This is a genomic window from Arhodomonas sp. AD133 (assembly GCF_051195215.1).
GTDB lineage: Bacteria > Pseudomonadota > Gammaproteobacteria > Nitrococcales > Nitrococcaceae > Arhodomonas.
On record NZ_JBNAZM010000034.1, the window covers coordinates 1 to 22,251 of the forward strand.

Here is a 22,251-nt window from a genome sequence, read left to right on the forward strand (position 1 = left end):
CTTGCCGCTTGCCGCTTGCCGCTTGCCGCTTGCCGCTTGCCGCTTGCCGCTTGCCGCTTGCCGCTTGCCGCTTGCCGCTTGCCGGCTTCTTATTCCGGCTCGCCGAATCGCTCGGCGATCAGCGTTTCGAGGGCCTCCAGTGCCGCATCCGCGTCCTCGCCCTCGGTCTCAATGATGATCGAGGAGCCTTTCCCCGCGGCGAGCATCATCACACCCATGATGCTCTTGCCGTTGACGGTCTGGCTGTCGCGGATCACCCGCACTTCGCACTGATACTCCGCTGCGGTGCTCACGAACCGCGCCGCGGCGCGCGCGTGCAGGCCCAGGCGGTTTACGATCTCCACTTCGCGGCGCGCGGTCTGCACGTTACTGGCGTCGCTCATGTCGTTGTGATTGCTCGTTGGGGGTGGGTTCGACCAGCAGCACGCCGTCCCGTCCGCCGCTGTAGGCCTTGTCGCGCAGCGCTTCCAGGGGCAGGTTCGGATAGTTCATCACGCGCAGCAGCATCGGCAGGTTCACGCCCGAGACCACCGCCGTGCCGGCGCGACTGCCAAGGCGTACGGCGACGTTGCTCGGCGTGGCACCGAAGGCGTCGGTGAGGATGAGCACGCCATCACCCTCGTCCAGCGTACTGAGCAGTTTGTGGGCCCGGTCGGTCATGTCCGGGGTGTCACTGTCCTGGGGTACGTCCAGGTGCGCCGTGGGCAGCGGGCAACCGCCCAGGATAGTGCGTGTCGTGGATAGGAGCTCTTCGCCGATGCGGTTGTGGGTGATGAGCAGTACGCCGACACTCATACCAGCTCCCGGTGGCGGATGCTGATCGGGCCACGCTCGGCGCGGAAATGCTCGCCAAGGCGCTCGGCGAGATAGACCGAGCGGTGCTGACCGCCGGTGCAACCGATCGCGACGGTGAGGTAGCTGCGGTTTTCGCGCTGGAAGCTGGGAATCCAGTTAGCGAGGAACGTGCGCACCTGCTCGAAGTATTCCGCTATGGCGGGCTGCTGATCGAGGTATGCCTGAACGGGTTCGTCGCGCCCGGTGAGCTGGCGCAGCTCGGGCTCCCAGTGGGGGTTGGGCAGACAGCGCGCGTCGAACACGAAATCCGCGTCCGGCGGCAGGCCGTGCTTGTAGCCGAACGACTCGAATGACAGCGACAGCTCGAACGGCGCACGCACCATGCGTTCGCGAACCAGGTCACGTAGCTGATGGACGGTGGTTCGGGTGGTATCGACGGTGAGATCGGCACGTTCGTGCAGTGGCTCGAGCAGCAGGCGCTCGCGCTGGATGGCCTCCGAGAGGGAGGTGTCACGGTCACTCAGCGGGTGCCGTCGCCGGGTCTCGCTGAAACGCGTCAGCAGTGTCTGGTCGTCGGCATCGAGAAATACGATCTCACAGTGGATGCCCAGCTCGCGCAGCCCGTCGAGGATACTGGGAAAGCGCGCCAGCGCCTCCGGCTGGTTGCGCGCATCAATGCCCACGGCATAGCGCTGGTTGGCGGCGTCCTCGCCCAGCTCCGTGATATGCCTGCCAAAGGCACCGAGCAGATCCACCGGCAGGTTGTCGATACAGTCGAACCCGGTGTCTTCGAGGGTATTGAGCGCCACGCTCTTACCCGACCCCGACAAACCACTGATAATGATCAGTCGCATCGAATAGCCTCCTGCTGCTCGCGGATCCATGCCGGGGCACCTCCCCGGCCACCGCGGCGCAGTATGCTCTCCTGGAGTGCCACTTCAATGACCGTGGCAATCATCGGTCCTGGTGACAAGCGCAACCGGGGCAGGGGGCGTCCGAGCAGGCCGCTTTCTTCCCAGCCCCCGTCGAGGCCGTCGGCATCGGCGTTCGCGTCGAGCTCGACGATTAACGCCGGCTCCGCGCTTCGCGACACCGCGCCATCGCCGAAATGGGCCGTGACGTCGATGATCCCGAGTTGTCGCACGGCGAGCCGGCCTCGTCCCTGTTCGGGTGCACGCCCCGTCAGGCGGTTCCCGGCCGTTTCCAGACGGATGAGATCGTCGCTGACCAGCGCGTGACCGCGGTGCAGCAGCTCCAGGGCGGCGTGACTCTTGCCGCTGCCGGCTGAGCCAGTGAGCACGACACCGTGATTGCCGATGCGAACCAGCGTGCCGGGCATGCCGGTTCCGTCGGCAAGCCGGTCCAGGGCCCGTTGCAATCGCCAGGTGAGGGCGGCTTCGTCGAGGGTCACCGCCAGCCAGGGGGCGGTGATGGGTGGCTCCGGCGGCCCTTGTGTGATCCAGGCGCACGGCATGTCGGGTGTCTGCTCAGAGGCGGCCGCGTATCGGCGCAGGGGCGCAGCGGCGCCGAACCAACGCGGGGCGTCGACGGGCAGTTCGATCGTCTCGGCGCCGCCGAAGTCACGCGCCCCGAGCGCCGCGGCGAGCGCGTCGAGGCGCACGGACACACTCATACCGTTGCGCCGTCGGCGAGACGTTGACAGACCTGTTCGTAGAGCGCCTGGTCGGAGCCGGCGGTGCGGAGGTGCTGGCAGAAGTCCGGGTCGCTGAACATCTCCGCGAGCGCGGCCAGGATGCGCAGGTGCTCGTCAGTGGAGTGCTCAGGGACCAGCAACGCGAACAGAAGGTCCACCGGCTGACGGTCGATGGCGTCGAAGTTCACGCCCTCGTGGAGATTCACCAGCGCAGCGACCGGCGATTCCAGGCCCGCGAGTCGGGCGTGGGGCAGGGCGACCCCGCGGCCGAGGCCGGTACTGCCGAGGCGTTCGCGGCCGATGAGGCTCTCGAAGACGCTGCGCGTGCCCCGCTCGCCATCGGTGTCTCCAAGCAGTTCGGCGAGCAGCTCCAGGCTGCGCTTCTTGCTGGTGGCATGCGCCTGATAGCGCACGCGTTCGGGCGTTAGCATTGCTGCGATGTTCATGATGCCCCGGGCCCCGGATTGCCGTTACCAGTCTTCGTATTCGTAAAAGACCAGGTAACCAAAGCATAGGCGACACGCTGGGGCAGCGGGAGCATCCGTGCGCCGGGGCGCTTGCCCGCGTGTCGTCGGTTATTCGCCGGCGCGGGCTTCCTGTCCGCGCCGCGTCAGCTCATTCCTCGAGCGCCTGACTCACCGGACCTTCGGTACGACGATGATCGCTGCGCTTTTCCTTGTGTTTGACCACCTGGCGGTCGAGCTTATCCGTCAGCGCGTCGATCGCCGCGTACATGTCTTCGTCGGTCGCGTCGGCGAACAGCCGCGCGCCGCTGACCACGATCGTCGCCTCAGCCTTCTGGGTCAGCTTCTCCACGGTCAGGATCACGTGCGCGTCAACGACGTTGTCGAAGTGGCGCTCGAGTTTGTCGAACTTGTCATTGACGTAGTCGCGCAGCGAATTGGTGACCTCGACATGATGTCCGGTGATGTCGATCTGCATGCTACCTCCTTAGGCTCTCAGGCGAGCCTCTTTCGCTCCGTGGACGAGGCGATGGACATGGCCTCGCGGTATTTCGCCACCGTTCGGCGGGCGACGTTGATGCCTTCTTCGCGGAGGATGCTGGCGATGCGGCTGTCACTGAGAGGCCGTGTGGCGTCCTCCGCGGCGATGAGGCGTCGGATGCGCGCGCGGATGGCAGTCGCCGAGCATTCACCGCCGTCGGCGGTCTGCACATGGGAAGAGAAGAAATACTTGAATTCGAACGTCCCGCGCGGCGTGTGCATGTATTTCTGGTTGGTGATGCGCGAGATGGTCGACTCGTGCATCTCCACGGCCTCCGCGACCTCGCGCAGGACAAGGGGCTGCATCGCCTCGTCGCCGCGTTCCAGAAAACCGTGCTGATGGTCGACGATGAATCGGGCGACCCGCAGGAGCGTGTCGTTGCGCGAATGCAGACTCTTGATCAGCCAGCGCGCTTCCTGGAGGTGCTCGCGCATCATGCTGTTCTCGCGGCTGCGGTCGGCACGGCGCACGAGCGCGGCGTACTCGGGATTGACGCGAATGCGTGGAAAGGCGTCCGGGTTGATCTCCACGTGCCAGCGTCCGTCGAGTCGGCGCACGAACACGTCCGGGATCACGTACTCCGTGTTCTGGGGACCGTAACGCAGGCCCGGATGCGGGTCGAGCGTCTGAATGAGGTTGATGATCGCCTGCAACGCCTCGCCGTTGATACGCATGCGGCGCTTGAGTTGCGCATACTGCCGGCCGACGAGCAGGTCGAGATAGCGGTCGATGAGGGTGCGTGCCTCTTCGAGCCACGGTGTGTCCGCCGGTAGCTGCGCGAGTTGCAGCAGCAGACATTCCCCCGGGTCCCGGGCGGCAACACCCACCGGGTCGAAATGCTGTACGCGGGTAAGCACTGTCGTCAGCTCCTCGGGGGCGACTTCCCAGTCCGCCGGCATGGCGGCGAGCAGGTCGTCCACGGTGCTGTCCAGGTACCCGTCGTCGCGCACGGCGTCGATAACGGTCTCGGCGATGGCCAGATCGCGGCTGCTCAGGCCGGCCAGTTGCGCCTGCCAGGTGAGATAGTTGCGCAGGGTCTCGGCGCCGTCCGCCTGTCGGGCAATCGGATCGTTGTCCTCGCGCTCGGGGTCGCCGCGGCTCCAGGTGGTGGTGCCGTCATAGATGTCGTCCCAGCCGCTGTCCACGGGGAGCTCGTCGTTGAGGCGCTCACTGCCGTCATCGCCGGTGGTCTCGGCGGGTTCGGAGGATTCGTGAGCGGCATCCTCGTCGGTGTAGCTGTCGTTCAGCGCCTCTTCCGTCGTGGACGTGTCATGCTCGTCGGCGGTCTCGAGCATGAGGTTGGAATCGAGCGCCTGCTGGATCTCGGCACGCAACTCCAGAGTGGGCAGCTGGAGCAGGCGAATCGCCTGCTGGAGCTGCGGTGTCATGGTCAGTTGCTGGCCGAGCCGGAGCTGGAGAGATTGTTTCATGTCAGTTCCGTCGGATTCCCCACGGGCGAGGGCCCGTCGACGTGTCGCGGACACGCCGCGCCGGCCCTTCGGGTTGGGTCGGACATCCGCCCAGGCCGCGTTGCCCGTTGTTCATTTGGGACCAACCAAACTTCACTCCCCGCGCCCCTGATCCCCGATACGAGCGATTCGGGGCTGCGTAAGCTTGTTGTATCCGCATTCACACTGCGGCCCATCCAAGCGCTGAACGAATGTCCGCCCCGGCGCGCCGCGCTCGGGACACATCGACAGGTCCTGGCGTGCGGCGCTCGTACAACGCCATCGTAATGCAATAGCCGCGCCGGGTGCATCCGTTTCGGAGCTACCGCAGTTCAGAGCCGGAAGTCTTCACCCAGATAGACTCGTTTCACCCGCGAGTCGGCGAGCACCTGCCCGGCATCACCCTCGGCGATCACCGTTCCCGCGTGGAGGATGTAGGCGCGATCCACCACGCTGAGGGTTTCGCGCACGTTGTGGTCGGTGATCAGCACGCCGATGCCGCGTGCGGCGAGATGGCGGATGACCTCGCGGATGTCGCCGACCGAGATAGGATCCACGCCGGCGAACGGCTCGTCGAGCAGGATCACCCGCGGTGCCGCGGCGAGCGCCCGGGCGATCTCCACCCGTCGGCGCTCGCCGCCCGACAGGCTGATGCCCGACTGATCGCGCAGATGCTCGACGTGGAACTCCTCCAGCAGTGCTTCCATCTCCCGATGCCGCGCTGCACGGTCGAGCTCCGGGCGCAGCTCCAGAATCGCGAGCAGATTGTCCGCCACGGAGAGCTTGCGGAAGACCGACGGCTCCTGGGGCAGATAGCCCAGGCCAAGGCGGGCGCGCCGATGCATGGGCAGGCTGCCGATCTCCCGCCCGTCCAGCCGGATGCTGCCGGCGTCCGGCGGCACCAGGCCCACGATCATGTAGAAGCTGGTGGTCTTGCCCGCGCCGTTTGGGCCGAGCAGGCCCACGATTTCACCCGGGTCGACGCTGAGGCTGGCCTCCTGGACCACATGGCGTCCGCGGTAGACCTTGGTCAGCCCTTCGGCCTCGAGACGGCCGCCGTCGGCGCTCACTGTCCGCCGCCTCCATCGCCGTTCTCCGGATAGAGCTTGATTTCCACCCGCTGGCCGTCGTCACCCCGGTCGGCTTCGATGCGGTCGCCCGCGATGTGATAGAGCAGGGTCTCGCCACGGAACTCGTCGCGGCCGCGTTGCAGCTGTGCGCCACCTTCCAGGTGCAGACGCTCCGGCGCGCTCGCGTGGTAGGTCATGCGCGGGGCCTGCGCGTCCACGGCGCCGCTGGCACTGGCCTCGTCGCGATAGGTGGCGGGGTCGCCCTCGACTTCGATCCGGGCGACGCCACCGTCGTCGCCGCGATAGACCCGCAGCTCGTCGCCGGTGATGCGCATGCTTCCGCGTGTGACCACGACGTTGCCGGTATACGTGCTCACGCCCTCGGCATTGTCGAGCTCGCCGTGATCGGCGCTCAACTGAAGCGGTTCCGTTGCGCCTGTCTCGGCGGCATGAAGTGCCGGCGCACTGACCATACCCAGTGCCAGCGCCACGACGCAGGTTCTAATCGCTCGCATAGCGGCCTCTCACATTGGCGAGGAGTTCCACGCGTTCGTCATCGAGCCACGCCCGAGCACCCTGGCCCCGCAGCTCACTGTGGGGGCCGCGCAGGGTCACGGCAGCATCGGTCTCGGCGTAGTGCCGTGCCGGTTCGAGCGTGAGTCTGGGGGTTTCCAGGGTGAGGGGATGGGGGCTGGTACGTTGCAGGCGTACATCGCCACGCAGCACCACGCTTTGCGTGCCGTCGGCCAGGTCGGCGACGACGGCGTTCTCCGCGTCGCCCTGCCAGTCGGCGCGGGCGCCCAGGCTGTGCCAGCGCGGCGCCTCGATGCGCCACCGGGCCTCGTTCGGGAAATAGGCGGCGCGCGGCGCCGTCAGCTCGTAGTAGGGGCGGCCGGTGTCATCGGTCGCGCTGAGGGTGACGTCGGTTGCATAGTAGCGCGCTTGCGGTTCCCGCACGGGCGGCCCGCTGTCGGCGCGCTCGCGCTCACCGCCGAAGGACAGCCATACCAGGGCGACCATCAGCGCCAGGGCGACCAGCGGGAAGGCTGCGCGGTTGCTTTCACGCATGGCGTTGGAGCTGTGCCGCCAGGCGGCCCTGGGAAGCGAGTATCAGCTCGCTGACCTCGCGTACGGCACCGTGCCCGCCGCTGCGCGCGGTCACCCAGTGCGCCCGGCGGCGCACCCGTGGGTGAGCGTTCGCCACAGCGACGGCCAGGCCGGCGCGCGAGAAGGCCCCGAGATCCACCACGTCGTCGCCGACGTAGGCGACGCTCTCCAACTCGAGGGCGAGCTCCTCGGTGAGACATCGCAAACGCTCCGCCTTGTCGCCGACGCCCTGGTAGACGTAGTGAATGCCGAGCTCCTGCGCGCGTCGGGTCACGGCCTCCGAGCGGCGCGCGGTGATGATTGCCACGGCGACATCCTCGGCGCGTAGCATCGCCAGGCCCTTGCCGTCGTGGATGTGGAATCGCTTGAAGCTCTCGCCGGTATCGCCCATGTAGACGCCACCGTCGGTGAGCACGCCGTCCACGTCCAGGGCGAGAAGGCGGATGTGCCCGGCGCGCTCGCGAATCGCGGCGTCGGGGCGTTCGCAGTAAGCGTCGGCGAACGCGTCCATCACACCACCCCCGCGCGCAACAGGTCGTGCATGTTGAGCGCGCCGACCAGGTGGCGATCCGATTCGACCACCAGCAGAGCGGAAATGCCGTGGGCCTCCATGAGCGCGAGGGCCTCGGCGGCGAGCTTGTCCCGGCCGATGGTCCGTCCGCCCTCGGTCATGACGGCGTGCATGCTCGTATGGTGCACGTCGACCTCGCGATCCAGGGCGCGGCGGAGGTCGCCGTCAGTGAACACACCGAGCACGCGGTCGGCGTCGTCGACGACCGCGGTCATGCCCAGTCCCTTGTTGGTCATCTCCACCAGCGCCTCGGCGAGCGGGGTCTGCATGCCCACCCGCGGGATGCGCTCGCCGGTGTGCATCAGGTCCTCGATGCGGAGCAGCAACCGACGGCCAAGCCTGCCGCCGGGGTGGGAACGGGCGAAGTCCTCCTTGGTGAAGCCGCGGGCATCGAGCATGGCGACGGCGAGGGCATCGCCCATGACCAGCGCCGCGGTGGTGCTCGCGGTGGGCGCGAGCCCCAGGGGGCAGGCCTCCTCGGCCACTCCCACGTCGATGTGAACGCTCGCCTGGCGGGCCAGCGTGGAGTCGGCGTTGCCGGTAAGCGCGATCAGCGGCACGGCCAGGCGCTTGATCAGCGGCAGGATCGTGTTGATCTCGTCGGTCTCGCCCGAGTTGGACAACGCGAGGACCACGTCCCGCGGGGTGATCATTCCCAGGTCGCCGTGGCTCGCCTCGCCGGGATGCACGAAGAACGCCGGTGTGCCGGTGCTCGCCAGTGTCGCCGCAATCTTGCCGCCGATGTGTCCGGATTTACCCATGCCCAGCACGATGACCCGCCCCTCGCAGGCGAGCATGTATCGGCAGGCGCGGGCGAAGTCGCCGTCTATGCGGTCGCGCAGTGCGTCCACGGCGGCGGACTCCACATCGATAACGGCGCGCCCCAGGCGGCAGAGGTTGGTGTCCTGATTCACGGGTGCGCACTCACTCTGAGGATCACAGCGGCGCCAGAGCGAGGCGCCGCGCCGCAGGCGTATCCAGTGCGTCGAGGGGCGGCAACGCGGCGCTGGCATCGCTCGACGTGGTCCCACCACGCCGTCGCGCCGCCGCCTTGCGAGCCCGGCGCCATGGCACGCAGAGTGGATACGTGCTCGTTGATCAGCACACTGGTGCTGGCTTCGCGATTGGGCATGTCGATCATGACGTCACATAGAGTAGCGCCTGAAAGGCGATGTAGCCGAGCAGCAACACGGCGCCCTCGACACGGTTGATAAGGCCGTGGCCACGGCGACTCAATGCCATCACCGCGAATGCCAGGGTGATCGCGGCCATGGCGGGAAAGTCGCGGTATACCACCGCCGGCTCGGTCTGCAGCGGGGCGATGGCGCCGGCTACGCCGATGACCCCGAGCAGGTTGAACATATTCGAGCCGATCACGTTGCCGATGGCAATGTCGTGTTCGCCCTTGCGGGCGCTCGCCAGGCTCGCGGCGAACTCCGGCAGGCTGGTGCCGAGGGCGACGACGGTCAGGCCGATGACGAGATCGCTCACGCCCAGGCTCTGCGCGATGTTCACTGCCGCCCAGACCAGCGCCCGCGAGGAGGCGAGCAACAGGAGCAGGCCGACGGCGAGCCACACCAGGCTGCGGCCGAGCGGCGCTTCGGCCGGGATTTTGTCCTCGAACTCCATGCCCAGGGCGTCGCTCGCGTCGCGGCCCTGCAGGCCCATCCACGCGAGCAGCGAGGCCATGCCGAGCACGAGCGCGATCCCTTCCCAGCGGGCCAGCTCGCCATCGACAATCAGCAGGTACGTAACGGCCATGATCGCGAACAGCAGCGGTATTTCACGCTTGAGCAGCCGCGAGCGCACCTGTAGCGGAATGATGAGCGCCGTGCAGCCGAGGATCAGCCCGGTGTTGGCGATGTTCGAGCCCACGCCGTTGCCGACGGCGAGACCGGCGCTGCCTTCCCAGGCGGCGATGGCCGAGACCAGCAGCTCCGGCGCGGACGTGCCGATACCGACGATGGTCAGGCCGATGATCAGCGTTGGAATGCCCAGATGGCGCGCTGTTCCTGCCGCGCCGACAACGAACCGGTCCGCGCTCCAGGTCAACACGATGAAACCGACCACGATGGTGGCGAGATGAATCAGCATGAAGGCCGTGCCCGTCGTGTTATTCGAGGGCGCACATGATACGGGCGCATACCATCTTCCGACCACAGCCGGCGGTTGCCGTACGCCACCGGCGTGCAATCGAGCCGATACCTGCGCAACTGGCGGATCGTGCAGTTGACTGAGCGGTCAGCAGTGGCGGATACTGCGCCTCGCTTACCGCTTCAGTGCGGCGCAATGGCGCGAGTCGCACCGTCCGGATGCTTCCCCATGAATGACAGTGAACAGTCGTCGGCCGAGCACCTGATCGACATTCGCGGCCTGTACTTCGAACGCGACGGGCGGCCGATTTTCCGCGGCGTGGACATCCCCGTGCGGCGTGGCGAGGTCACCGCCATCATGGGGCCCAGCGGCACGGGCAAGACCACGTTGCTGCGTCTGATCGGCGGCCAGCTGCGTCCCTCGCGCGGCAGCGTGCGTGTTGCCGGCGAGCAGGTGCCGCACCTGAGTCGCGGTGCGCTCTACCGGCTGCGCCGGCGAATCGGCATGCTTTTCCAGAGCGGCGCGTTGTTCACCGATCTCACCTGCTTCGATAACGTCGCGTTTCCGCTGCGCGAGCACACGCGTCTGTCCGAACGGCTGATCCGCCAGCTCGTGTTTCTGAAGCTGGAGGCCGTGGGGCTGCGTGGGGCGCGACATCTCTATCCCGCCGAGCTCTCCGGCGGCATGGCCCGGCGCGTGGCGCTCGCTCGCGCCATCGCCCTGGATCCGACGCTGGTGCTCTACGATGAGCCGTTCTCCGGCCAGGATCCGATATCCATGGGGGTCCTGGTGAAGCTCATCCGCGAGCTCAATGACGCGCTGGGGCTGACGAGCGTGGTGGTCTCCCACGACGTCGACGAGACCGCCGCCATAGCCGATCGCATCCACGTGCTCGCCGACGGCGAGGTGGTGGCCTCGGGGACGCCGGCCGAGCTGCGCGAGTCGTCCTCCCAGTGGGTGCGGCAGTTCATGGACGGCCGTCCGGACGGCCCCGTGCCGTTTCACTATCCGGGGCCGTCGCTGGAGAGCGACGCCCTCGGCGGGGGGCAGCGGTGACGGGCTTGCTTGAGAGTATCGGCGCCTGGACGCTGGGCCGGCTCGCCCGCCTGGGGCGGGGCAGCCTGTTCCTGGTGCGCGTGCTCGCCGGGCTGCCCGGCCTGGCGATGCGCTTTCGCCTGCTGGTCTACGAGACTTACTCCGTGGGCGTGCTATCGCTCATCATCATCGTGGTCTCGGGCGTATTCGTCGGCATGGTGCTGGGGCTTCAGGGGTACAACACGCTGGTGGACTTCGGTGCCGAGGACTCCCTGGGGACGCTCGTGGCGCTGTCGCTCACCCGTGAGCTCGGGCCGGTGGTTACCGCGCTGCTGTTCGCTGGCCGGGCCGGCTCGGCGCTCACCGCCGAGATAGGGCTGATGAAAGCGACCGAGCAGCTATCGAGCATGGAAATGATGGCGGTGGACCCGGAGCGGCGAGTGGTCGCCCCGCGCCTGGCAGCGGGCATCGTCGCGATGCCGTTGCTCGCCGCCATATTCACCCTGCTCGGCATCCTCGCCGCTTTCGTCGTCGGCACCGAGCTGCTGGGCGTGGACGCCGGGGCGTACTGGTCGCAGATGCAGGCGCAGGTATCGTTTCGCGAGGACATCGCCAGCGGCCTGATCAAGAGCGTCGTATTCGGTGTGGTGGCGAGCTGGATAGCGGTGTTCGAGGGTTACGACTGCGCGCCCACGTCCGAGGGCGTCAGCCGCGCCACCACTCGCACGGTGGTCAATACCTCCCTGGCAGTGCTGGGGCTCGATTTCATCCTCACCGCCCTCATGTTCGAGTGAGGGCGCGCGACTCGGGGCAGGGACATGGATAGAACACGCGCCATCGAAATCGCCGTGGGAGCGTTCGTCGTCGTTGGCCTGGTGGCCGTGGCGGTGCTCGCGCTACGGGTGAGTAACATCGCCGTATTCCAGTCCACCGAGGGTTACACCGTCGTGGGCGATTTCCAGAACATCGGCGGGCTGCGCGAGCGCGCGCCGGTCAAGCTCGGCGGCGTGCAGGTCGGGCGGGTCACCGGGATCAAGCTCAACCCCGACACGTTCGAGGCGCGCGTGGAGATGACGATCGAGGCGCGCTATGACAATCTGCCGGCCGATACCAGTGCCAGCGTGCTGACCTCGGGGCTGCTCGGAGAACAGTACATAGGGCTCGAGCCCGGTGGCATGCCCGCACCGCTCAAGGATGGTGACGAGCTCATGCTCACCCAGTCGGCGCTGGTGCTCGAGAAGATCATCGGCCAGTTCCTCTTCGACAAGGCGGCCGGCGAGTGACGGGCATCGCTCCACCGCATTGCACGGCAGGGTTCGCCTGGGGGTTCAGGGATAGACGTTCGGTTTGGAGGATTACGACTATGCGACGCTGGATTCTGACACTGCTGCTCGGCTGCGGCCTGGCGATGTCCGCGGGGGCCCAGGACGCCGACAGCGATCCCCAGGCAGTGGTGCGCGAGACCACCCGGGAAGTACTCGCAGCGCTGGAGACGCACCGTGAAGAAATTCAGGGCGACCCGCGTGCGGTCTACCGCTACGTCGCCGACCTGGTGCTGCCGCGTTTCGATTTCGAGCTGATGAGCCGGTTCGTGCTGGGGCGGCACTGGCAGGACGCGAGCGCCGACCAGCAACAGCGTTTCGTCGAGGAGTTCCGCCGGCTGCTGGTGCGCACGTACGGAACGTCGCTGTCCGAATACAGCGGCCAGGAGGTGGAGTTCCCCGCGGCGCGTACCGAGGGCCAGGGCAAGCGAGTGAGCGTGCCCACGGAGGTGGTTCAGGACAAAGGGCCCAATATTCCCGTGGATTACAAGCTCTACCGTAACGAATCCGGCGCCTGGAAGGTCTTCGATGTGGTCATCGATGGCGTCAGCCTGGTCCAGAACTATCGCAGCAGTTTCGGCACGGACGTCTCCCGTAACGGCCTGGATGCGCTGATCGAGCGTCTCGCCAAGCGTAACGCCGAACGCGGGGTGCCCGGCAGTGACGACTGAGGCCGCCGAGGTCCGTCTCGACGCTGCCAACGGTGACTGTTTCGTTACCGGCGCCCTCGACTTCGCCAATGTGCCGTCGCTGCCGCTGGCCGTTCCGGGTGACGGCGAGGTCACCGTGGATCTCTCCGGCGTCGGCCGCGTCGACAGCGCCGGTGTCGCACTCCTGCTGGAGTGGGTGCGCGAGGCCCGCGCCCACGGTCGCGCGCTGGTCTTTCGGGGAATGCCCGCCCAGCTCCTCGCCATCGCGCGCGTCAGCGGAGTTGATACCATATTGCCACTGGACGACCGCTGATCGACCGCACCTGCCGCGCTGCGGTGTCACACACAGAATTCGAGGAAGCGCCACACCATGATGCAACCGGAACGCATTCGCGAGCTCATCGAGACCGGGCTGACCGACGCGCGCGTCGAGGTCAATGGCGACGGCCGCCATTTCCAGGCGCTCATCGTGACCCCGGACTTCGAGGGCAAGCCGCTGATCAAGCGCCACCGCATGGTCTACGACCTGCTGCAGGAACACATCGACGGCGACGTGCTGCACGCCATTTCCATGCGCACGCTCACGCCCGAGCAGTGGGCGAATAGCTGATGGAGCGGCTTCTCATTCGCGGCGGTGAGCCCCTGGACGGCGAGATCCGCATCTCCGGGGCCAAGAACGCGGCCTTGCCGATCCTGGCCGCCACCATGCTCGCCGATGGCCCGACGACGGTGGGCAACATCCCCCATCTGCATGACATCACCACCACCATGGAGCTGCTCGGGCGTATGGGCGTGCGCCTGACCGTGGACGAGCGCATGCACATCGAGGTGGATCCCACCGAGATTCGCGAGTGCTACGCGCCGTACGAGCTGGTGAAGACGATGCGTGCCTCGATCCTGGTGCTCGGGCCGTTGCTCGCCCGATACGGCGAGGCGGACGTGTCCCTGCCCGGGGGGTGTGCCATCGGCTCGCGCCCGGTCAACCTTCACGTGGAAGGGCTGCGTCACATGGGCGCGGACATCGCCGTGGAGAATGGCTACATCCGCGCGCGCTGCAAGCGCCTGCGCGGTGCCCGCCTGGTGATGGACCTGGTCACCGTTACCGGAACGGAGAATCTCATGATGGCGGCGACCCTCGCGGAGGGTGTGACCGTCATCGAGAACGCGGCGCGTGAGCCCGAGGTAGTCGATCTCGCGAACTGCCTCAACGCCATGGGGGCGAAGGTCGAGGGCGCGGGCACGGACACTATCGTGATAGAGGGCGTGGAGCGCCTGGAGGGGACGCATTACGACGTTCTCCCCGACCGCATCGAGACCGGCACTTACCTGGTGGCTGCGGCGATGACCGGTGGGCGCGTGCGTGTGAAGGACACCGCGCCGGAGCTGCTCGAGGCAGTGCTGGTCAAGCTCGCCGAGGCTGGCGCCGATGTGCATACCGAGGGCCGGATCATCGACCTGTCGATGCCCGGTGGCCGGCCACGCGCGGTCAATGTGAGAACCGCCCCGTACCCTGCCTTTCCCACCGACATGCAGGCACAGTTCTGTGCTCTCAACGCGGTGGCAGAGGGGGTGGGGATGGTCACCGAGACCGTGTTCGAGAACCGGTTCATGCACGTGCTGGAGATGCAGCGCATGGGCGCGGATGTGCGCCTCGAGGGGCATACGGCCATCAGCACCGGCGTGCCGCACCTCACGGGCGCCCCGGTGATGGCCACCGACCTGCGCGCCTCGGCGAGCCTGGTGCTCGCCGGCCTGGTGGCCCACGGCGAAACCTGCGTGGATCGGATCTACCACATCGATCGCGGCTACGAGTGCATCGAAGAGAAGCTCGCCCAGCTGGGTGCCAACATTCGCCGCGTGCCCGCCTGACGGCCGCGGCCCGACGACCGCAACGGCTATGCAAGACAAGCTCACCATCGCCCTGTCGAAGGGGCGTATTCTCGACGAAACGCTGCCGCTGCTCGCCGCTGCCGGCATTGAGCCGGGAGAGGATCCCGAGGCGAGTCGCAAGCTGGTTCTGCCCACCAATGATGCCAGCGTGCGCCTGGTCATCGTGCGGGCCACCGACGTCCCCACCTACGTCGAGCACGGCGGAGCGGACATGGGCGTGGCGGGCAAGGACGTGCTCCTCGAGTATGGCGGGCAGGGTCTGTACGAGCCGCTCGATCTCGGTATCGCCCGCTGCCGGCTGATGGTGGCCGGCGAGCCGGGTTCGGAGACGTTGCGCCGCCCGCGTGTCGCCACCAAGTTCGTCAACATCGCCCGCCGGCATTTCGCCGGTCAGGGGAGGCAGGCGGATCTCATCAAGCTCTACGGCTCCATGGAGCTCGCGCCGCTGGTGGGGCTCGCCGATCTGATCGTGGACCTGGTGGATACCGGCAACACGTTACGTGCCAATGGTCTGGAGCCGCTGGAGTCGATCGCCGATATCAGCTCGCGGCTGGTGGTGAACAAGGCGTCGATGAAGGTCAAGCACCGCAGCATCAATCCCTTCATCGGCAAGCTTCGCGAGGCGGTTCGCGCGACTGCGGCCTGAGGCGGAAGGAGACACGGCCATGTTGGAAATCACCCGGCTCAGCACGACCCAGCCCGATTTCTGGGCGAGCCTCGAGCGACTCACCGACTGGGACGACGGTGCCACCTCGCGGGTCGAGGAGGCCGTCGCGGAGATCATCGCGCGCGTGCGCGGTGAGGGCGATGCGGCGCTGCTCGAGTACAGCGCGCGCTTCGATCGGCTGGATGCGGACAGCGTCGCTGACCTGGAAGTCCCTGCCGAGGCGCTGGACGCCGCGCTCGCCGGGCTCGACGACGCCGAGCGCAAAGCGCTGGAAGCGGCGGCGGAACGGGTTCGGGGCTATCACGAGCACCAGCTCGGCCAATCCTGGCGGTACACCGACGAGTACGGCAACGTGCTCGGCCAGCAGATCACGCCCCTGGCGCGGGTGGGTGTGTACGTCCCCGGCGGCAAGGCCGCCTACCCGTCTTCCGTTTTGATGAACGTGATTCCGGCCCGGGTCGCCGGCGTCGACGAGATCATCATGGTGGTGCCCGCGCCGGACGGGGAGGTCAGCCCGCTGGTGCTCGCCGCCGCCCGTATCGCCGGTGTGCATCGCGTCTTCCGCCTGGGGGGCGCTCATGCGGTCGCCGCCCTGGCCTACGGTACGGAGACGGTGCCGCCTGTGGACAAGATCGTCGGCCCCGGCAACGCCTATGTTGCCGAGGCGAAGCGACGGGTATTCGGGCGTGTGGGTATCGACATGGTGGCCGGGCCGTCGGAGATTCTCGTCGTCTGCGATGGCCAGACCGATCCCGACTGGATCGCCATGGACCTGTTTTCCCAGGCCGAGCACGACGAGGACGCGCGTGCCGTGCTGGTCTGCCCCGATCCGATCTTCCTCGACCAGGTGCAGGCCGCGATGGAGCGGCTGTTGCCGGAGATGGAGCGCTCGGAGATCATCCGCACATCGCTGCGCGAGCGGGGCGCGCTCATCTATGTCCGTGATCTCGCCGAGGCGGCGGAGGTGGCCAATGCGATCGCGCCGGAGCATCTCGAGCTCTCCGTGGTGGAGCCCGAGCGCATGGCCGCGAGCATCCGTCACGCTGGCGCGATCTTCCTCGGCCGGCACACGCCGGAGGCGTTGGGGGATTACTGCGCCGGTCCGAACCATGTGCTGCCGACTTCGCGCACCGCGCGGTTCGCATCGCCGCTGGGTGTGTATGACTTCCAGAAGCGTACCAGCCTTGTGCACTGCTCAGCGTCGGGGGCGGCCTCGCTGGGCCGTGTCGCGAGCGCGCTGGCGCGTGGTGAGGGCCTCACCGCCCACGCTCGCTCCGCCGAAATGCGTGGCGAGGAGTCGTAGGTGCTTCCGCGTGCGCTGTTCAGCCGTCGGTGGGACGCTCGCCGACGGTGACTCGCCGCTGGAACGATCCGGTGCTGCCGATCCCCGACAGCTGAACCTTGGAGCCGGGGGCTTTGCGGCTGATGCGTTGCAGCAGCTCGTTAGGCGTGTCCACGGCGGCGCCGTCCACGGCGAGAACGACGTCCCCGGGGCGCAGGCCGGCGCGGTCGGCGGGTGCGCCGCGAAGCACCCCGGCGACGAGCACGCCGCCGGGTTGTGGTAACGCGAGGGTGTCGGCAAGGGGCTCCGTCACCGCCTGAATGTGAACACCAATCCACCCGCGCACCACGTGCCCTTTTTCGATAATCTCGCGCATGACCCCGCGAGCCAGCGTGACCGGGATGGCGAAGCCAATCCCCAGCGACCCACCGGAGCGGCTGTAGATCGCCGTGTTGATGCCGATCAGGTCACCGCGCGCGTTGACCAGTGCACCGCCGGAATTGCCGGGGTTGATCGCCGCGTCGGTCTGGATGAAGTCCTCGAAGGTCGCCAGGCCGAGTTGCTGTCGCCCGGTGGCGCTGACGATGCCCTGGGTCACCGTCTGCCCGACCCCGAAGGGGTTACCGATCGCCAGCACCACGTCGCCTACGCGCAGCGCTTCGGCATCGCCGAAGGTCGCGTGAGGCAGGTTCCCGAGGTCGGTGCGGAGAACGGCGAGATCGGTCTCCGGATCGCTGCCGACCACCGTTGCGCTGGCGGTACGGCCATCGGCAAGCAGCAGTTCGATGGCTTGGGCGTCGCGAATGACGTGCTCGTTGGTGAGCACATAGCCATCGGGGCTGACGATCACTCCGGAACCCAGCGAGCGCTCCAGCCGGCGTTCCCGTGGCTGCGGTCCGCCGAAGAAGCGGCGAAGCTCCGGGTCGTCGAAGAAGGGGTGGCGGGGGCGTTCCGGCTCGCGGGTGGTGTAGACGTTGACCACCGCCGGAGCGGCGCGCTTGACCGCGTTCGCATATGAGCGGGGGCTGCCCGCTGCCGTCTGCGCCGGCGCGGGCGCGGGCGTCGAGGGTGCTTCGGAGACCGCCACCACGGGGCGTTGCTGCGTGAGCAGCTCCGGTCCGAGCCACAGTGCCGCACCGGCGGCGAGTACGCCCACCAGTACGTAACGCAGGATGAAACGGCTCAAGCGCCTCGCAGTCATCTCTCCGGCTCACGATCTGCATTCGCCACACATGCTGCGGCATGGCGATGGGAGTTGCCCCTGGCGTGTGTTCCGCCCGGCCGACGCGCTACCATGCCGCGATGTCGCGCCGCCGGCCTCGTGGCGCCGTGGTCTTCGGCCGGGACGGCGGTGCCTCTATACGGGAACACGGGCACGCGGAGTCAATATGGTACAGATTAACGACCTCGTCCGTTACTGCGATGAGCTCTTGTGCGCCGGCGATTATCGCGACTACGCGCCCAATGGGCTACAGGTGGCGGGGACCCGTGGGGTCCGGCGCGTGGCCACGGCCGTCACGGCATCCAGGGACGTGCTGGAGCAGGCCGAGCGGGCCGATGTCGATGCGATCCTCGTGCATCACGGCTACTTCTGGAAAGGCGAGGATCCGCGGGTCGTGGGGATGAAGGCCGAGCGGCTGCGGCGGCTGCTCACCAGCGGTATTTCTCTGGTCGCCTACCATCTGCCGCTCGATGCCCACCGGGAGCTCGGCAACAATGCCTGTCTGGGGCGCCGGCTCGAGTTGCGGGTGATGGCGACGCATGATGCCGGCGGTGTTCCGGGTCTATTGTGGTTCGGAGAGCTCGAGACGCCCGAATCCGCCGACGCGTTCGTCGACCGCGTGGGCGCCGCGCTCCAACGACGGCCCTTGAGGGTGGGGGATGGGCCGGCAGTGGTCCAGCGCGTGGCCTGGTGCACCGGTGCCGCTCAGGGTTTTCTGGGCGATGCGGTCGCGCTCGGTGCGGACGTCTACATCAGTGGCGAGGTCTCCGAGCGCACCACCCACGAGGCCCGCGAGCAGGGCGTTCACTATCTGGCCGCCGGCCACCATGCCACCGAGCGTTACGGCGTGCAGGCGCTGGGCAGTCATCTCGCGGAGGTGTTTGCGGTTGATCATTTACATCTCGAAGACGACAACCCGGTGTAGGGTGCTTGTCGCTGCCTCGCGACGAATACGGTAAGCTTCGGTTTGATAAGTCAAAAGCCGCTGTGCGCTTGACGCTTCACGGTCGATATTGGATCCTTATGCGCCTTCGATGGGGCGATTATGACCGGGGCCCGTTGACTGTTCCCGGCGCGCATGCCCGGGAGCAGTCAACGGGCCCTGACGGCCGGCCGTGTGCCCCGGTCCTATCCCCGGGCCGTTGCGCGGCGGCATCCCAGCCTAAACCCAAGCCAGGGGGACGTGGATGAATCAGGAAGGCGCGGACAGGAGCAGACGCCGCTTCCTCACCGGCGCCGTGACCGTCGTGGGCGGCGCGGGCGCAGTGGTGACGGCGATCCCCTTTCTGTCCTATTGGCAACCGAGTGCCCGAACCCAGGCCGCAGGTGCGCCCGTGGAGGCGGACATCAGCCAGCTGCGGCCGGGGCAGCGGATCAACGTGGAGTGGCGTGGCAAGCCCGTCTGGATCTTCCGCCGAAGTGAGGAAGACGTGGAGCAGCTGCCCGAGCTGAACGATCGGCTGAGTGATCCGGAGTCCAAGGTGGCGAGCCAACAGCCGCCGTACGCGCAGAACACCGCCCGCGCGATCAAGCCCGAAATCGGCGTGCTGGTGGGGATCTGCACACACCTGGGGTGCTCGCCGCTGTTCCGGCCGGAAGCGGGCTCGGTCGATGCCGGGTGGCCCGGGGGCTTCTTCTGCCCCTGTCACGGATCCAAGTTCGACCTCGCCGGACGTGTGTTCCAGGGAGTGCCGGCGCCCACTAACCTCGAGGTACCGCCGTACTGGTACCCGAGTGACGGGCGCGTGATCGTGGGCGAGCATCAGGACGGGGAGGCCGCGTAATGAGCGACGGTGTCAAGACCAACGGGCTCGCCGGCTGGATCGATGCCCGCTTCCCCATGACCAAGATGTGGGAAGAGCACGTCTCGAAGTACTACGCGCCGCGCAACTTCAACGTGTGGTACTACTTCGGGTCGCTCGCCATGCTGGTGCTGGTCAACCAGATCCTCACCGGCATCTGGCTGACCATGAACTACAACCCGAGTGCCGAGGGCGCGTTCTCGTCGGTGCTCTACATCATGCGCGATGTGGAGTGGGGGTGGTTGATCCGCTACATGCACTCCACCGGCGCATCGGCGTTCTTCATCGTCATCTATCTGCACATGTTCCGGGCCCTGCTCTACGGCTCCTACAAGAAACCCCGGGAGCTCATCTGGCTGTTCGGCATGCTGATCTATCTGGTGCTCATGGCCGAGGCGTTCATGGGCTATCTCCTGCCGTGGGGGCAGATGTCGTACTGGGGTGCCCAGGTGATCACCTCGCTGTTCGGCGCGATCCCGGGCTTCGGTGACGCGCTCGCCACCTGGATCCGGGGCGACTACAACATCTCCGGGGTGACCCTGAACCGCTTCTTCGCACTGCATGTGATCGCATTGCCGCTGGTGCTGGTCTTCCTGGTGATTGCGCACATCCTCGCGCTTCACGAGGTGGGTTCCAACAACCCGGATGGCATCGACATCAAGAAGAACAAGGACAGCAACGGCGTGCCCAAGGACGGTATTCCGTTCCACCCGTATTACACGGTCAAGGACACCTTCGGTGTGGGTGTCTTCCTGTTCTTCTTCGCGGCCGTGATCTTCTTCGCGCCGGAGTTCGGGGGGTTGTTCCTCGAGAAGCCGAACTTCGAGCCGGCTGACCCCCTGGCTACGCCGGATCACATCGCGCCGGTGTGGTACTTCACCGCGTTCTATTCCATTCTTCGCGCGGTGCCGGACAAGTTCCTCGGCGTCGTGGCGATGGGTGCCGCCATCTTTCTGCTCTTCCTCCTGCCGTGGATCGATCGCGGGCGGGTGCGTTCCATCCGCTATCGCGGTCTCGGCTACAAGATTGCGTTGGCACTGTTCGCCATCGCTTTCGTCTTCCTGAGCTATCTCGGACTGCAGGCACCGTCGATGGAAATCCTCGGGTGGACCGTGACCACCTGGGCGCGAATCTGCTCGGCGGTCTACTTCGCGTTCTTCGCGTTCCTGCTCATCTACACGTTGTTCGGGTTGGAGAAGACGAAGCCGGTGCCGGAAAGGGTGAAACACTAATGAGAAAGATGGCCGTCGCACTGCTGCTGGCGTTGTTGCCCGGGCTTGCCCTGGGCGCCGGTGGCGGGCAGAAGCTCATGGACGCGCACGTCGACGTGACCGATACCGCGTCGCTGCAGCGGGGAGCGAAATATTTCGCCAACTACTGCATGGGGTGTCATTCGCTGAAGTACCTCCGCTATAACCGCATGGCCGAGGACCTGGCGATTCCGGAGAATGTGCTCGAGCAGTATCTCCTCTGGGATGGCAGCAAACCCCACGAGCCCATGCACACCGCGATGCGAGGTGCCGATGCCACCGAATGGTTCGGCGCGGCGCCGCCGGATCTCTCGCTGACCGCCCGGCGGCGTGGCGCGGACTGGGTGTTCACGTATCTGAACACCTTCTACCGCGATGACGACACCGCCACCGGCGTGAACAACCTGGTGCTGCCGGGCGCATCCATGCCCCATGTGCTCTGGCGCCTGCAGGGCGTTCCGGAGCCCGTCTACGGCGAGGCGGCCAATGGTGAGCGCCACGTGACCGGCGTCAAGGTGGCGGATGGGGCTGGCGCTCTCAGCGAGGAGGAGTATCATCGCGTCACTCGCGACATCACCAACTTCCTCGCATACGCGGCGGAGCCGATTAGGGCCTATCGCGAACGTCTGGGCGTGTGGGTGTTGCTGTTCATCGCCTTGTTCACCGGTCTCGCCTATATGCTCAAGCGCGAGTTCTGGAAGGACGTGCACTGACATGTGCACGTCCTGTGCCTGGTTGGGAGTGATTAATGGCCTCGGTTAACAGACGCTCGGTTATGACCCTGTATTCCAGTCCTGCCTGCGTGCACAGCCACCGCGTGCGGCTCGTGCTTGCCGAAAAGGGCATTGCCGTCGAGATCGTGGACGTCGAGCCGGGCGGCCGGGTGCCGGAAGACCTCGCGGATCTCAACCCCTATGGCGAGGCGCCGACGCTCGTCGACCGGGATCTGGCGCTTTACGACACGCGTGTCATCAGCGAGTACCTCGACGAGCGTTTCCCTCATCCGCCGCTGATGCCGGTGGATCCGGTCTCCCGGGCCAAGGCGCGGCTGGTGATCTCGCGCATCGAGCGGGACTGGGTGAATATCCTGGATACCCTCGACCGCGTTTCCGGGGACGAGGCCGCGCAACGACGCAAGGCGCTGTCGGAAAGCCTGGCGGCAAGTGACGAGGTGTTCGGTTCCGGCACGCCGTTCTTCCTCAGCGAGGAGCTGTCCATGATGGACTGCGTGCTGGGGCCAATGCTCTGGCGGCTCCATCATTATGGCGTGGAGCTGCCGGACAGTGCCGCTAGCGTGCATGCCTATGCCGAGCGACTGTTCGAGCGCGAAGCTTTCCAGAAGAGCCTGAGCGACGTTGAGCGGGCGATGCGCGCTGTCTGAGCAGAG

The 22,251-nt window shown here is 66.9% G+C and carries 28 protein-coding genes; 14 read left to right on the top strand and 14 right to left on the bottom strand.

The genetic code is table 11. From position 1 onward, the window contains the following. Window positions 1-89: 89 nt before the first annotated feature. The 13 genes from ACPEES_RS16370 to ACPEES_RS16430 form a co-directional block, all read right to left on the bottom strand. On the bottom strand, window positions 90-383 hold the full coding sequence (locus ACPEES_RS16370) for an HPr family phosphocarrier protein (protein WP_435104640.1): 294 nt from the start codon (window positions 381-383) through the stop codon (window positions 90-92). Then, a complete protein-coding gene (locus tag ACPEES_RS16375) occupies window positions 367-795 on the bottom strand; it encodes a PTS sugar transporter subunit IIA (RefSeq protein WP_435104642.1) in 429 nt (142 codons plus the stop codon). The genes ACPEES_RS16370 and ACPEES_RS16375 overlap by 17 nt, the downstream gene beginning before the upstream one ends. Further along, window positions 792-1,649 carry an RNase adapter RapZ gene (rapZ, locus tag ACPEES_RS16380; RefSeq protein ID WP_435104644.1) on the bottom strand — a complete coding sequence of 286 codons (858 nt, stop codon included), beginning with the start codon at window positions 1,647-1,649 and terminating at the stop codon, window positions 792-794. The genes ACPEES_RS16375 and rapZ overlap by 4 nt, the downstream gene beginning before the upstream one ends. After that, window positions 1,640-2,428 carry a hypothetical protein gene (locus tag ACPEES_RS16385; RefSeq protein WP_435104646.1) on the bottom strand — a complete coding sequence of 263 codons (789 nt, stop codon included), beginning with the start codon at window positions 2,426-2,428 and terminating at the stop codon, window positions 1,640-1,642. The genes rapZ and ACPEES_RS16385 overlap by 10 nt, the downstream gene beginning before the upstream one ends. After that, entirely contained in the window at window positions 2,425-2,895 is a 471-nt protein-coding gene (ptsN, locus tag ACPEES_RS16390; RefSeq protein WP_435104648.1) for a PTS IIA-like nitrogen regulatory protein PtsN, read from the bottom strand. The genes ACPEES_RS16385 and ptsN overlap by 4 nt, the downstream gene beginning before the upstream one ends. 169 nt (window positions 2,896-3,064) lie before the next feature. Then, window positions 3,065-3,391: a ribosome hibernation-promoting factor, HPF/YfiA family gene (hpf, locus tag ACPEES_RS16395; protein WP_435104649.1), complete on the bottom strand. Its 327-nt coding sequence runs from the start codon at window positions 3,389-3,391 to the stop codon at window positions 3,065-3,067. Between the two features lie 17 nt (window positions 3,392-3,408). Beyond that, a complete protein-coding gene (locus tag ACPEES_RS16400; protein WP_435104651.1) occupies window positions 3,409-4,884 on the bottom strand; it encodes an RNA polymerase factor sigma-54 in 1,476 nt (491 codons plus the stop codon). A 350-nt stretch (window positions 4,885-5,234) separates the two neighbouring features. Then, on the bottom strand, window positions 5,235-5,972 hold the full coding sequence (gene lptB / locus ACPEES_RS16405; protein ID WP_435104652.1) for an LPS export ABC transporter ATP-binding protein: 738 nt from the start codon (window positions 5,970-5,972) through the stop codon (window positions 5,235-5,237). Beyond that, window positions 5,969-6,487, bottom strand: coding sequence for a lipopolysaccharide transport periplasmic protein LptA (gene lptA, locus ACPEES_RS16410; protein WP_435104653.1), 519 nt, complete (start codon window positions 6,485-6,487; stop codon window positions 5,969-5,971). The genes lptB and lptA overlap by 4 nt, the downstream gene beginning before the upstream one ends. Next, a complete protein-coding gene (gene lptC, locus ACPEES_RS16415; protein WP_435104654.1) occupies window positions 6,474-7,040 on the bottom strand; it encodes an LPS export ABC transporter periplasmic protein LptC in 567 nt (188 codons plus the stop codon). Before lptC ends, lptA begins: the two co-directional genes overlap by 14 nt. After that, complete coding sequence (locus ACPEES_RS16420) at window positions 7,033-7,590, bottom strand: KdsC family phosphatase (RefSeq protein ID WP_435104655.1); 558 nt, start codon at window positions 7,588-7,590, stop codon at window positions 7,033-7,035. The genes lptC and ACPEES_RS16420 overlap by 8 nt, the downstream gene beginning before the upstream one ends. Then, window positions 7,590-8,564: a KpsF/GutQ family sugar-phosphate isomerase gene (locus tag ACPEES_RS16425; RefSeq protein WP_435104656.1), complete on the bottom strand. Its 975-nt coding sequence runs from the start codon at window positions 8,562-8,564 to the stop codon at window positions 7,590-7,592. Before ACPEES_RS16425 ends, ACPEES_RS16420 begins: the two co-directional genes overlap by 1 nt. A 223-nt stretch (window positions 8,565-8,787) precedes the next feature. Then, window positions 8,788-9,744: a calcium/sodium antiporter gene (locus ACPEES_RS16430; protein WP_435104657.1), complete on the bottom strand. Its 957-nt coding sequence runs from the start codon at window positions 9,742-9,744 to the stop codon at window positions 8,788-8,790. Window positions 9,745-9,972: 228 nt separating this feature from the next. Here ACPEES_RS16430 and ACPEES_RS16435 point away from each other — a divergent pair, with 228 nt between their 5' ends. The 9 genes from ACPEES_RS16435 (at window position 9,973) to hisD (ending at window position 16,611) form a co-directional block, all read left to right on the top strand. Next, entirely contained in the window at window positions 9,973-10,800 is an 828-nt protein-coding gene (locus ACPEES_RS16435) for an ABC transporter ATP-binding protein (protein WP_435104658.1), read from the top strand. After that, entirely contained in the window at window positions 10,797-11,573 is a 777-nt protein-coding gene (gene mlaE, locus ACPEES_RS16440; RefSeq protein WP_435104659.1) for a lipid asymmetry maintenance ABC transporter permease subunit MlaE, read from the top strand. Before ACPEES_RS16435 ends, mlaE begins: the two co-directional genes overlap by 4 nt. 24 nt (window positions 11,574-11,597) lie before the next feature. Beyond that, complete coding sequence (gene mlaD / locus ACPEES_RS16445; protein WP_435104660.1) at window positions 11,598-12,062, top strand: outer membrane lipid asymmetry maintenance protein MlaD; 465 nt, start codon at window positions 11,598-11,600, stop codon at window positions 12,060-12,062. 80 nt (window positions 12,063-12,142) lie between these two features. Then, the gene (locus ACPEES_RS16450; protein ID WP_435104661.1) at window positions 12,143-12,772 is read left to right on the top strand and encodes an MlaC/ttg2D family ABC transporter substrate-binding protein; all 630 of its coding nucleotides are present in this window, start codon (window positions 12,143-12,145) and stop codon (window positions 12,770-12,772) included. Beyond that, on the top strand, window positions 12,762-13,064 hold the full coding sequence (locus ACPEES_RS16455; protein ID WP_435104662.1) for an STAS domain-containing protein: 303 nt from the start codon (window positions 12,762-12,764) through the stop codon (window positions 13,062-13,064). The genes ACPEES_RS16450 and ACPEES_RS16455 overlap by 11 nt, the downstream gene beginning before the upstream one ends. Before the next feature lie 57 nt (window positions 13,065-13,121). Beyond that, window positions 13,122-13,361 (top strand): BolA family protein, encoded by a 240-nt coding sequence (locus tag ACPEES_RS16460; RefSeq protein WP_435104663.1) that lies wholly within the window; start codon window positions 13,122-13,124, stop codon window positions 13,359-13,361. Further along, on the top strand, window positions 13,361-14,620 hold the full coding sequence (gene murA, locus ACPEES_RS16465) for a UDP-N-acetylglucosamine 1-carboxyvinyltransferase (RefSeq protein ID WP_435104664.1): 1,260 nt from the start codon (window positions 13,361-13,363) through the stop codon (window positions 14,618-14,620). Before ACPEES_RS16460 ends, murA begins: the two co-directional genes overlap by 1 nt. 28 nt (window positions 14,621-14,648) lie before the next feature. After that, window positions 14,649-15,287 carry an ATP phosphoribosyltransferase gene (hisG, locus tag ACPEES_RS16470; RefSeq protein ID WP_435104665.1) on the top strand — a complete coding sequence of 213 codons (639 nt, stop codon included), beginning with the start codon at window positions 14,649-14,651 and terminating at the stop codon, window positions 15,285-15,287. Between the two features lie 19 nt (window positions 15,288-15,306). Next, complete coding sequence (hisD, locus tag ACPEES_RS16475; RefSeq protein ID WP_435104666.1) at window positions 15,307-16,611, top strand: histidinol dehydrogenase; 1,305 nt, start codon at window positions 15,307-15,309, stop codon at window positions 16,609-16,611. A gap of 19 nt (window positions 16,612-16,630) precedes the next feature. Here hisD and ACPEES_RS16480 read toward each other — a convergent pair whose 3' ends face one another. Beyond that, entirely contained in the window at window positions 16,631-17,791 is a 1,161-nt protein-coding gene (locus tag ACPEES_RS16480; RefSeq protein ID WP_435104667.1) for a trypsin-like peptidase domain-containing protein, read from the bottom strand. Between the two features lie 187 nt (window positions 17,792-17,978). On the opposite strand from ACPEES_RS16480, the gene ACPEES_RS16485 reads away from it, so the two are divergent. The 5 genes from ACPEES_RS16485 to ACPEES_RS16505 all read left to right on the top strand — a co-directional run bounded on the left by ACPEES_RS16485 (window position 17,979) and on the right by ACPEES_RS16505 (window position 22,245). Further along, window positions 17,979-18,737, top strand: coding sequence for a Nif3-like dinuclear metal center hexameric protein (locus tag ACPEES_RS16485; protein WP_435104668.1), 759 nt, complete (start codon window positions 17,979-17,981; stop codon window positions 18,735-18,737). Between the two features lie 262 nt (window positions 18,738-18,999). Beyond that, the gene (petA, locus tag ACPEES_RS16490) at window positions 19,000-19,596 is read left to right on the top strand and encodes a ubiquinol-cytochrome c reductase iron-sulfur subunit (protein WP_435104669.1); all 597 of its coding nucleotides are present in this window, start codon (window positions 19,000-19,002) and stop codon (window positions 19,594-19,596) included. Continuing rightward, window positions 19,596-20,846, top strand: coding sequence for a cytochrome b (locus ACPEES_RS16495; protein WP_435104670.1), 1,251 nt, complete (start codon window positions 19,596-19,598; stop codon window positions 20,844-20,846). Before petA ends, ACPEES_RS16495 begins: the two co-directional genes overlap by 1 nt. Next, entirely contained in the window at window positions 20,846-21,577 is a 732-nt protein-coding gene (locus ACPEES_RS16500) for a cytochrome c1 (RefSeq protein ID WP_435104671.1), read from the top strand. The genes ACPEES_RS16495 and ACPEES_RS16500 overlap by 1 nt, the downstream gene beginning before the upstream one ends. 62 nt (window positions 21,578-21,639) lie before the next feature. Continuing rightward, the gene (locus tag ACPEES_RS16505; protein ID WP_435104672.1) at window positions 21,640-22,245 is read left to right on the top strand and encodes a glutathione S-transferase N-terminal domain-containing protein; all 606 of its coding nucleotides are present in this window, start codon (window positions 21,640-21,642) and stop codon (window positions 22,243-22,245) included. The last annotated feature ends 6 nt before the right edge of the window (window positions 22,246-22,251 follow it).

Excerpts from the sequence above, each read along its gene's own strand:
- ACPEES_RS16495 (WP_435104670.1), top strand. The coding sequence starts at position 19,596 with ATGAGCGACGGTGTCAAGACCAACGGGCTCGCCGGCTGGATCGATGCC.
- petA (WP_435104669.1), top strand. The coding sequence starts at position 19,000 with ATGAATCAGGAAGGCGCGGACAGGAGCAGACGCCGCTTCCTCACCGGC.
- murA (WP_435104664.1), top strand. The coding sequence starts at position 13,361 with ATGGAGCGGCTTCTCATTCGCGGCGGTGAGCCCCTGGACGGCGAGATC.
- ACPEES_RS16460 (WP_435104663.1), top strand. The coding sequence starts at position 13,122 with ATGATGCAACCGGAACGCATTCGCGAGCTCATCGAGACCGGGCTGACC.
- lptA (WP_435104653.1), bottom strand. The coding sequence starts at position 6,487 with ATGCGAGCGATTAGAACCTGCGTCGTGGCGCTGGCACTGGGTATGGTC.
- ACPEES_RS16500 (WP_435104671.1), top strand. The coding sequence starts at position 20,846 with ATGAGAAAGATGGCCGTCGCACTGCTGCTGGCGTTGTTGCCCGGGCTT.
- ACPEES_RS16430 (WP_435104657.1), bottom strand. The coding sequence starts at position 9,744 with ATGCTGATTCATCTCGCCACCATCGTGGTCGGTTTCATCGTGTTGACC.
- ACPEES_RS16375 (WP_435104642.1), bottom strand. The coding sequence starts at position 795 with ATGAGTGTCGGCGTACTGCTCATCACCCACAACCGCATCGGCGAAGAG.
- ACPEES_RS16400 (WP_435104651.1), bottom strand. The coding sequence starts at position 4,884 with ATGAAACAATCTCTCCAGCTCCGGCTCGGCCAGCAACTGACCATGACA.
- ACPEES_RS16505 (WP_435104672.1), top strand. The coding sequence starts at position 21,640 with ATGACCCTGTATTCCAGTCCTGCCTGCGTGCACAGCCACCGCGTGCGG.
- rapZ (WP_435104644.1), bottom strand. The coding sequence starts at position 1,649 with ATGCGACTGATCATTATCAGTGGTTTGTCGGGGTCGGGTAAGAGCGTG.
- ACPEES_RS16435 (WP_435104658.1), top strand. The coding sequence starts at position 9,973 with ATGAATGACAGTGAACAGTCGTCGGCCGAGCACCTGATCGACATTCGC.
- ptsN (WP_435104648.1), bottom strand. The coding sequence starts at position 2,895 with ATGAACATCGCAGCAATGCTAACGCCCGAACGCGTGCGCTATCAGGCG.
- ACPEES_RS16370 (WP_435104640.1), bottom strand. The coding sequence starts at position 383 with ATGAGCGACGCCAGTAACGTGCAGACCGCGCGCCGCGAAGTGGAGATC.
- hisG (WP_435104665.1), top strand. The coding sequence starts at position 14,649 with ATGCAAGACAAGCTCACCATCGCCCTGTCGAAGGGGCGTATTCTCGAC.
- ACPEES_RS16420 (WP_435104655.1), bottom strand. The coding sequence starts at position 7,590 with ATGGACGCGTTCGCCGACGCTTACTGCGAACGCCCCGACGCCGCGATT.
- lptC (WP_435104654.1), bottom strand. The coding sequence starts at position 7,040 with ATGCGTGAAAGCAACCGCGCAGCCTTCCCGCTGGTCGCCCTGGCGCTG.
- hpf (WP_435104649.1), bottom strand. The coding sequence starts at position 3,391 with ATGCAGATCGACATCACCGGACATCATGTCGAGGTCACCAATTCGCTG.
- ACPEES_RS16385 (WP_435104646.1), bottom strand. The coding sequence starts at position 2,428 with ATGAGTGTGTCCGTGCGCCTCGACGCGCTCGCCGCGGCGCTCGGGGCG.
- hisD (WP_435104666.1), top strand. The coding sequence starts at position 15,307 with ATGTTGGAAATCACCCGGCTCAGCACGACCCAGCCCGATTTCTGGGCG.
- ACPEES_RS16450 (WP_435104661.1), top strand. The coding sequence starts at position 12,143 with ATGCGACGCTGGATTCTGACACTGCTGCTCGGCTGCGGCCTGGCGATG.
- ACPEES_RS16485 (WP_435104668.1), top strand. The coding sequence starts at position 17,979 with ATGGTACAGATTAACGACCTCGTCCGTTACTGCGATGAGCTCTTGTGC.
- mlaD (WP_435104660.1), top strand. The coding sequence starts at position 11,598 with ATGGATAGAACACGCGCCATCGAAATCGCCGTGGGAGCGTTCGTCGTC.
- ACPEES_RS16480 (WP_435104667.1), bottom strand. The coding sequence starts at position 17,791 with ATGACTGCGAGGCGCTTGAGCCGTTTCATCCTGCGTTACGTACTGGTG.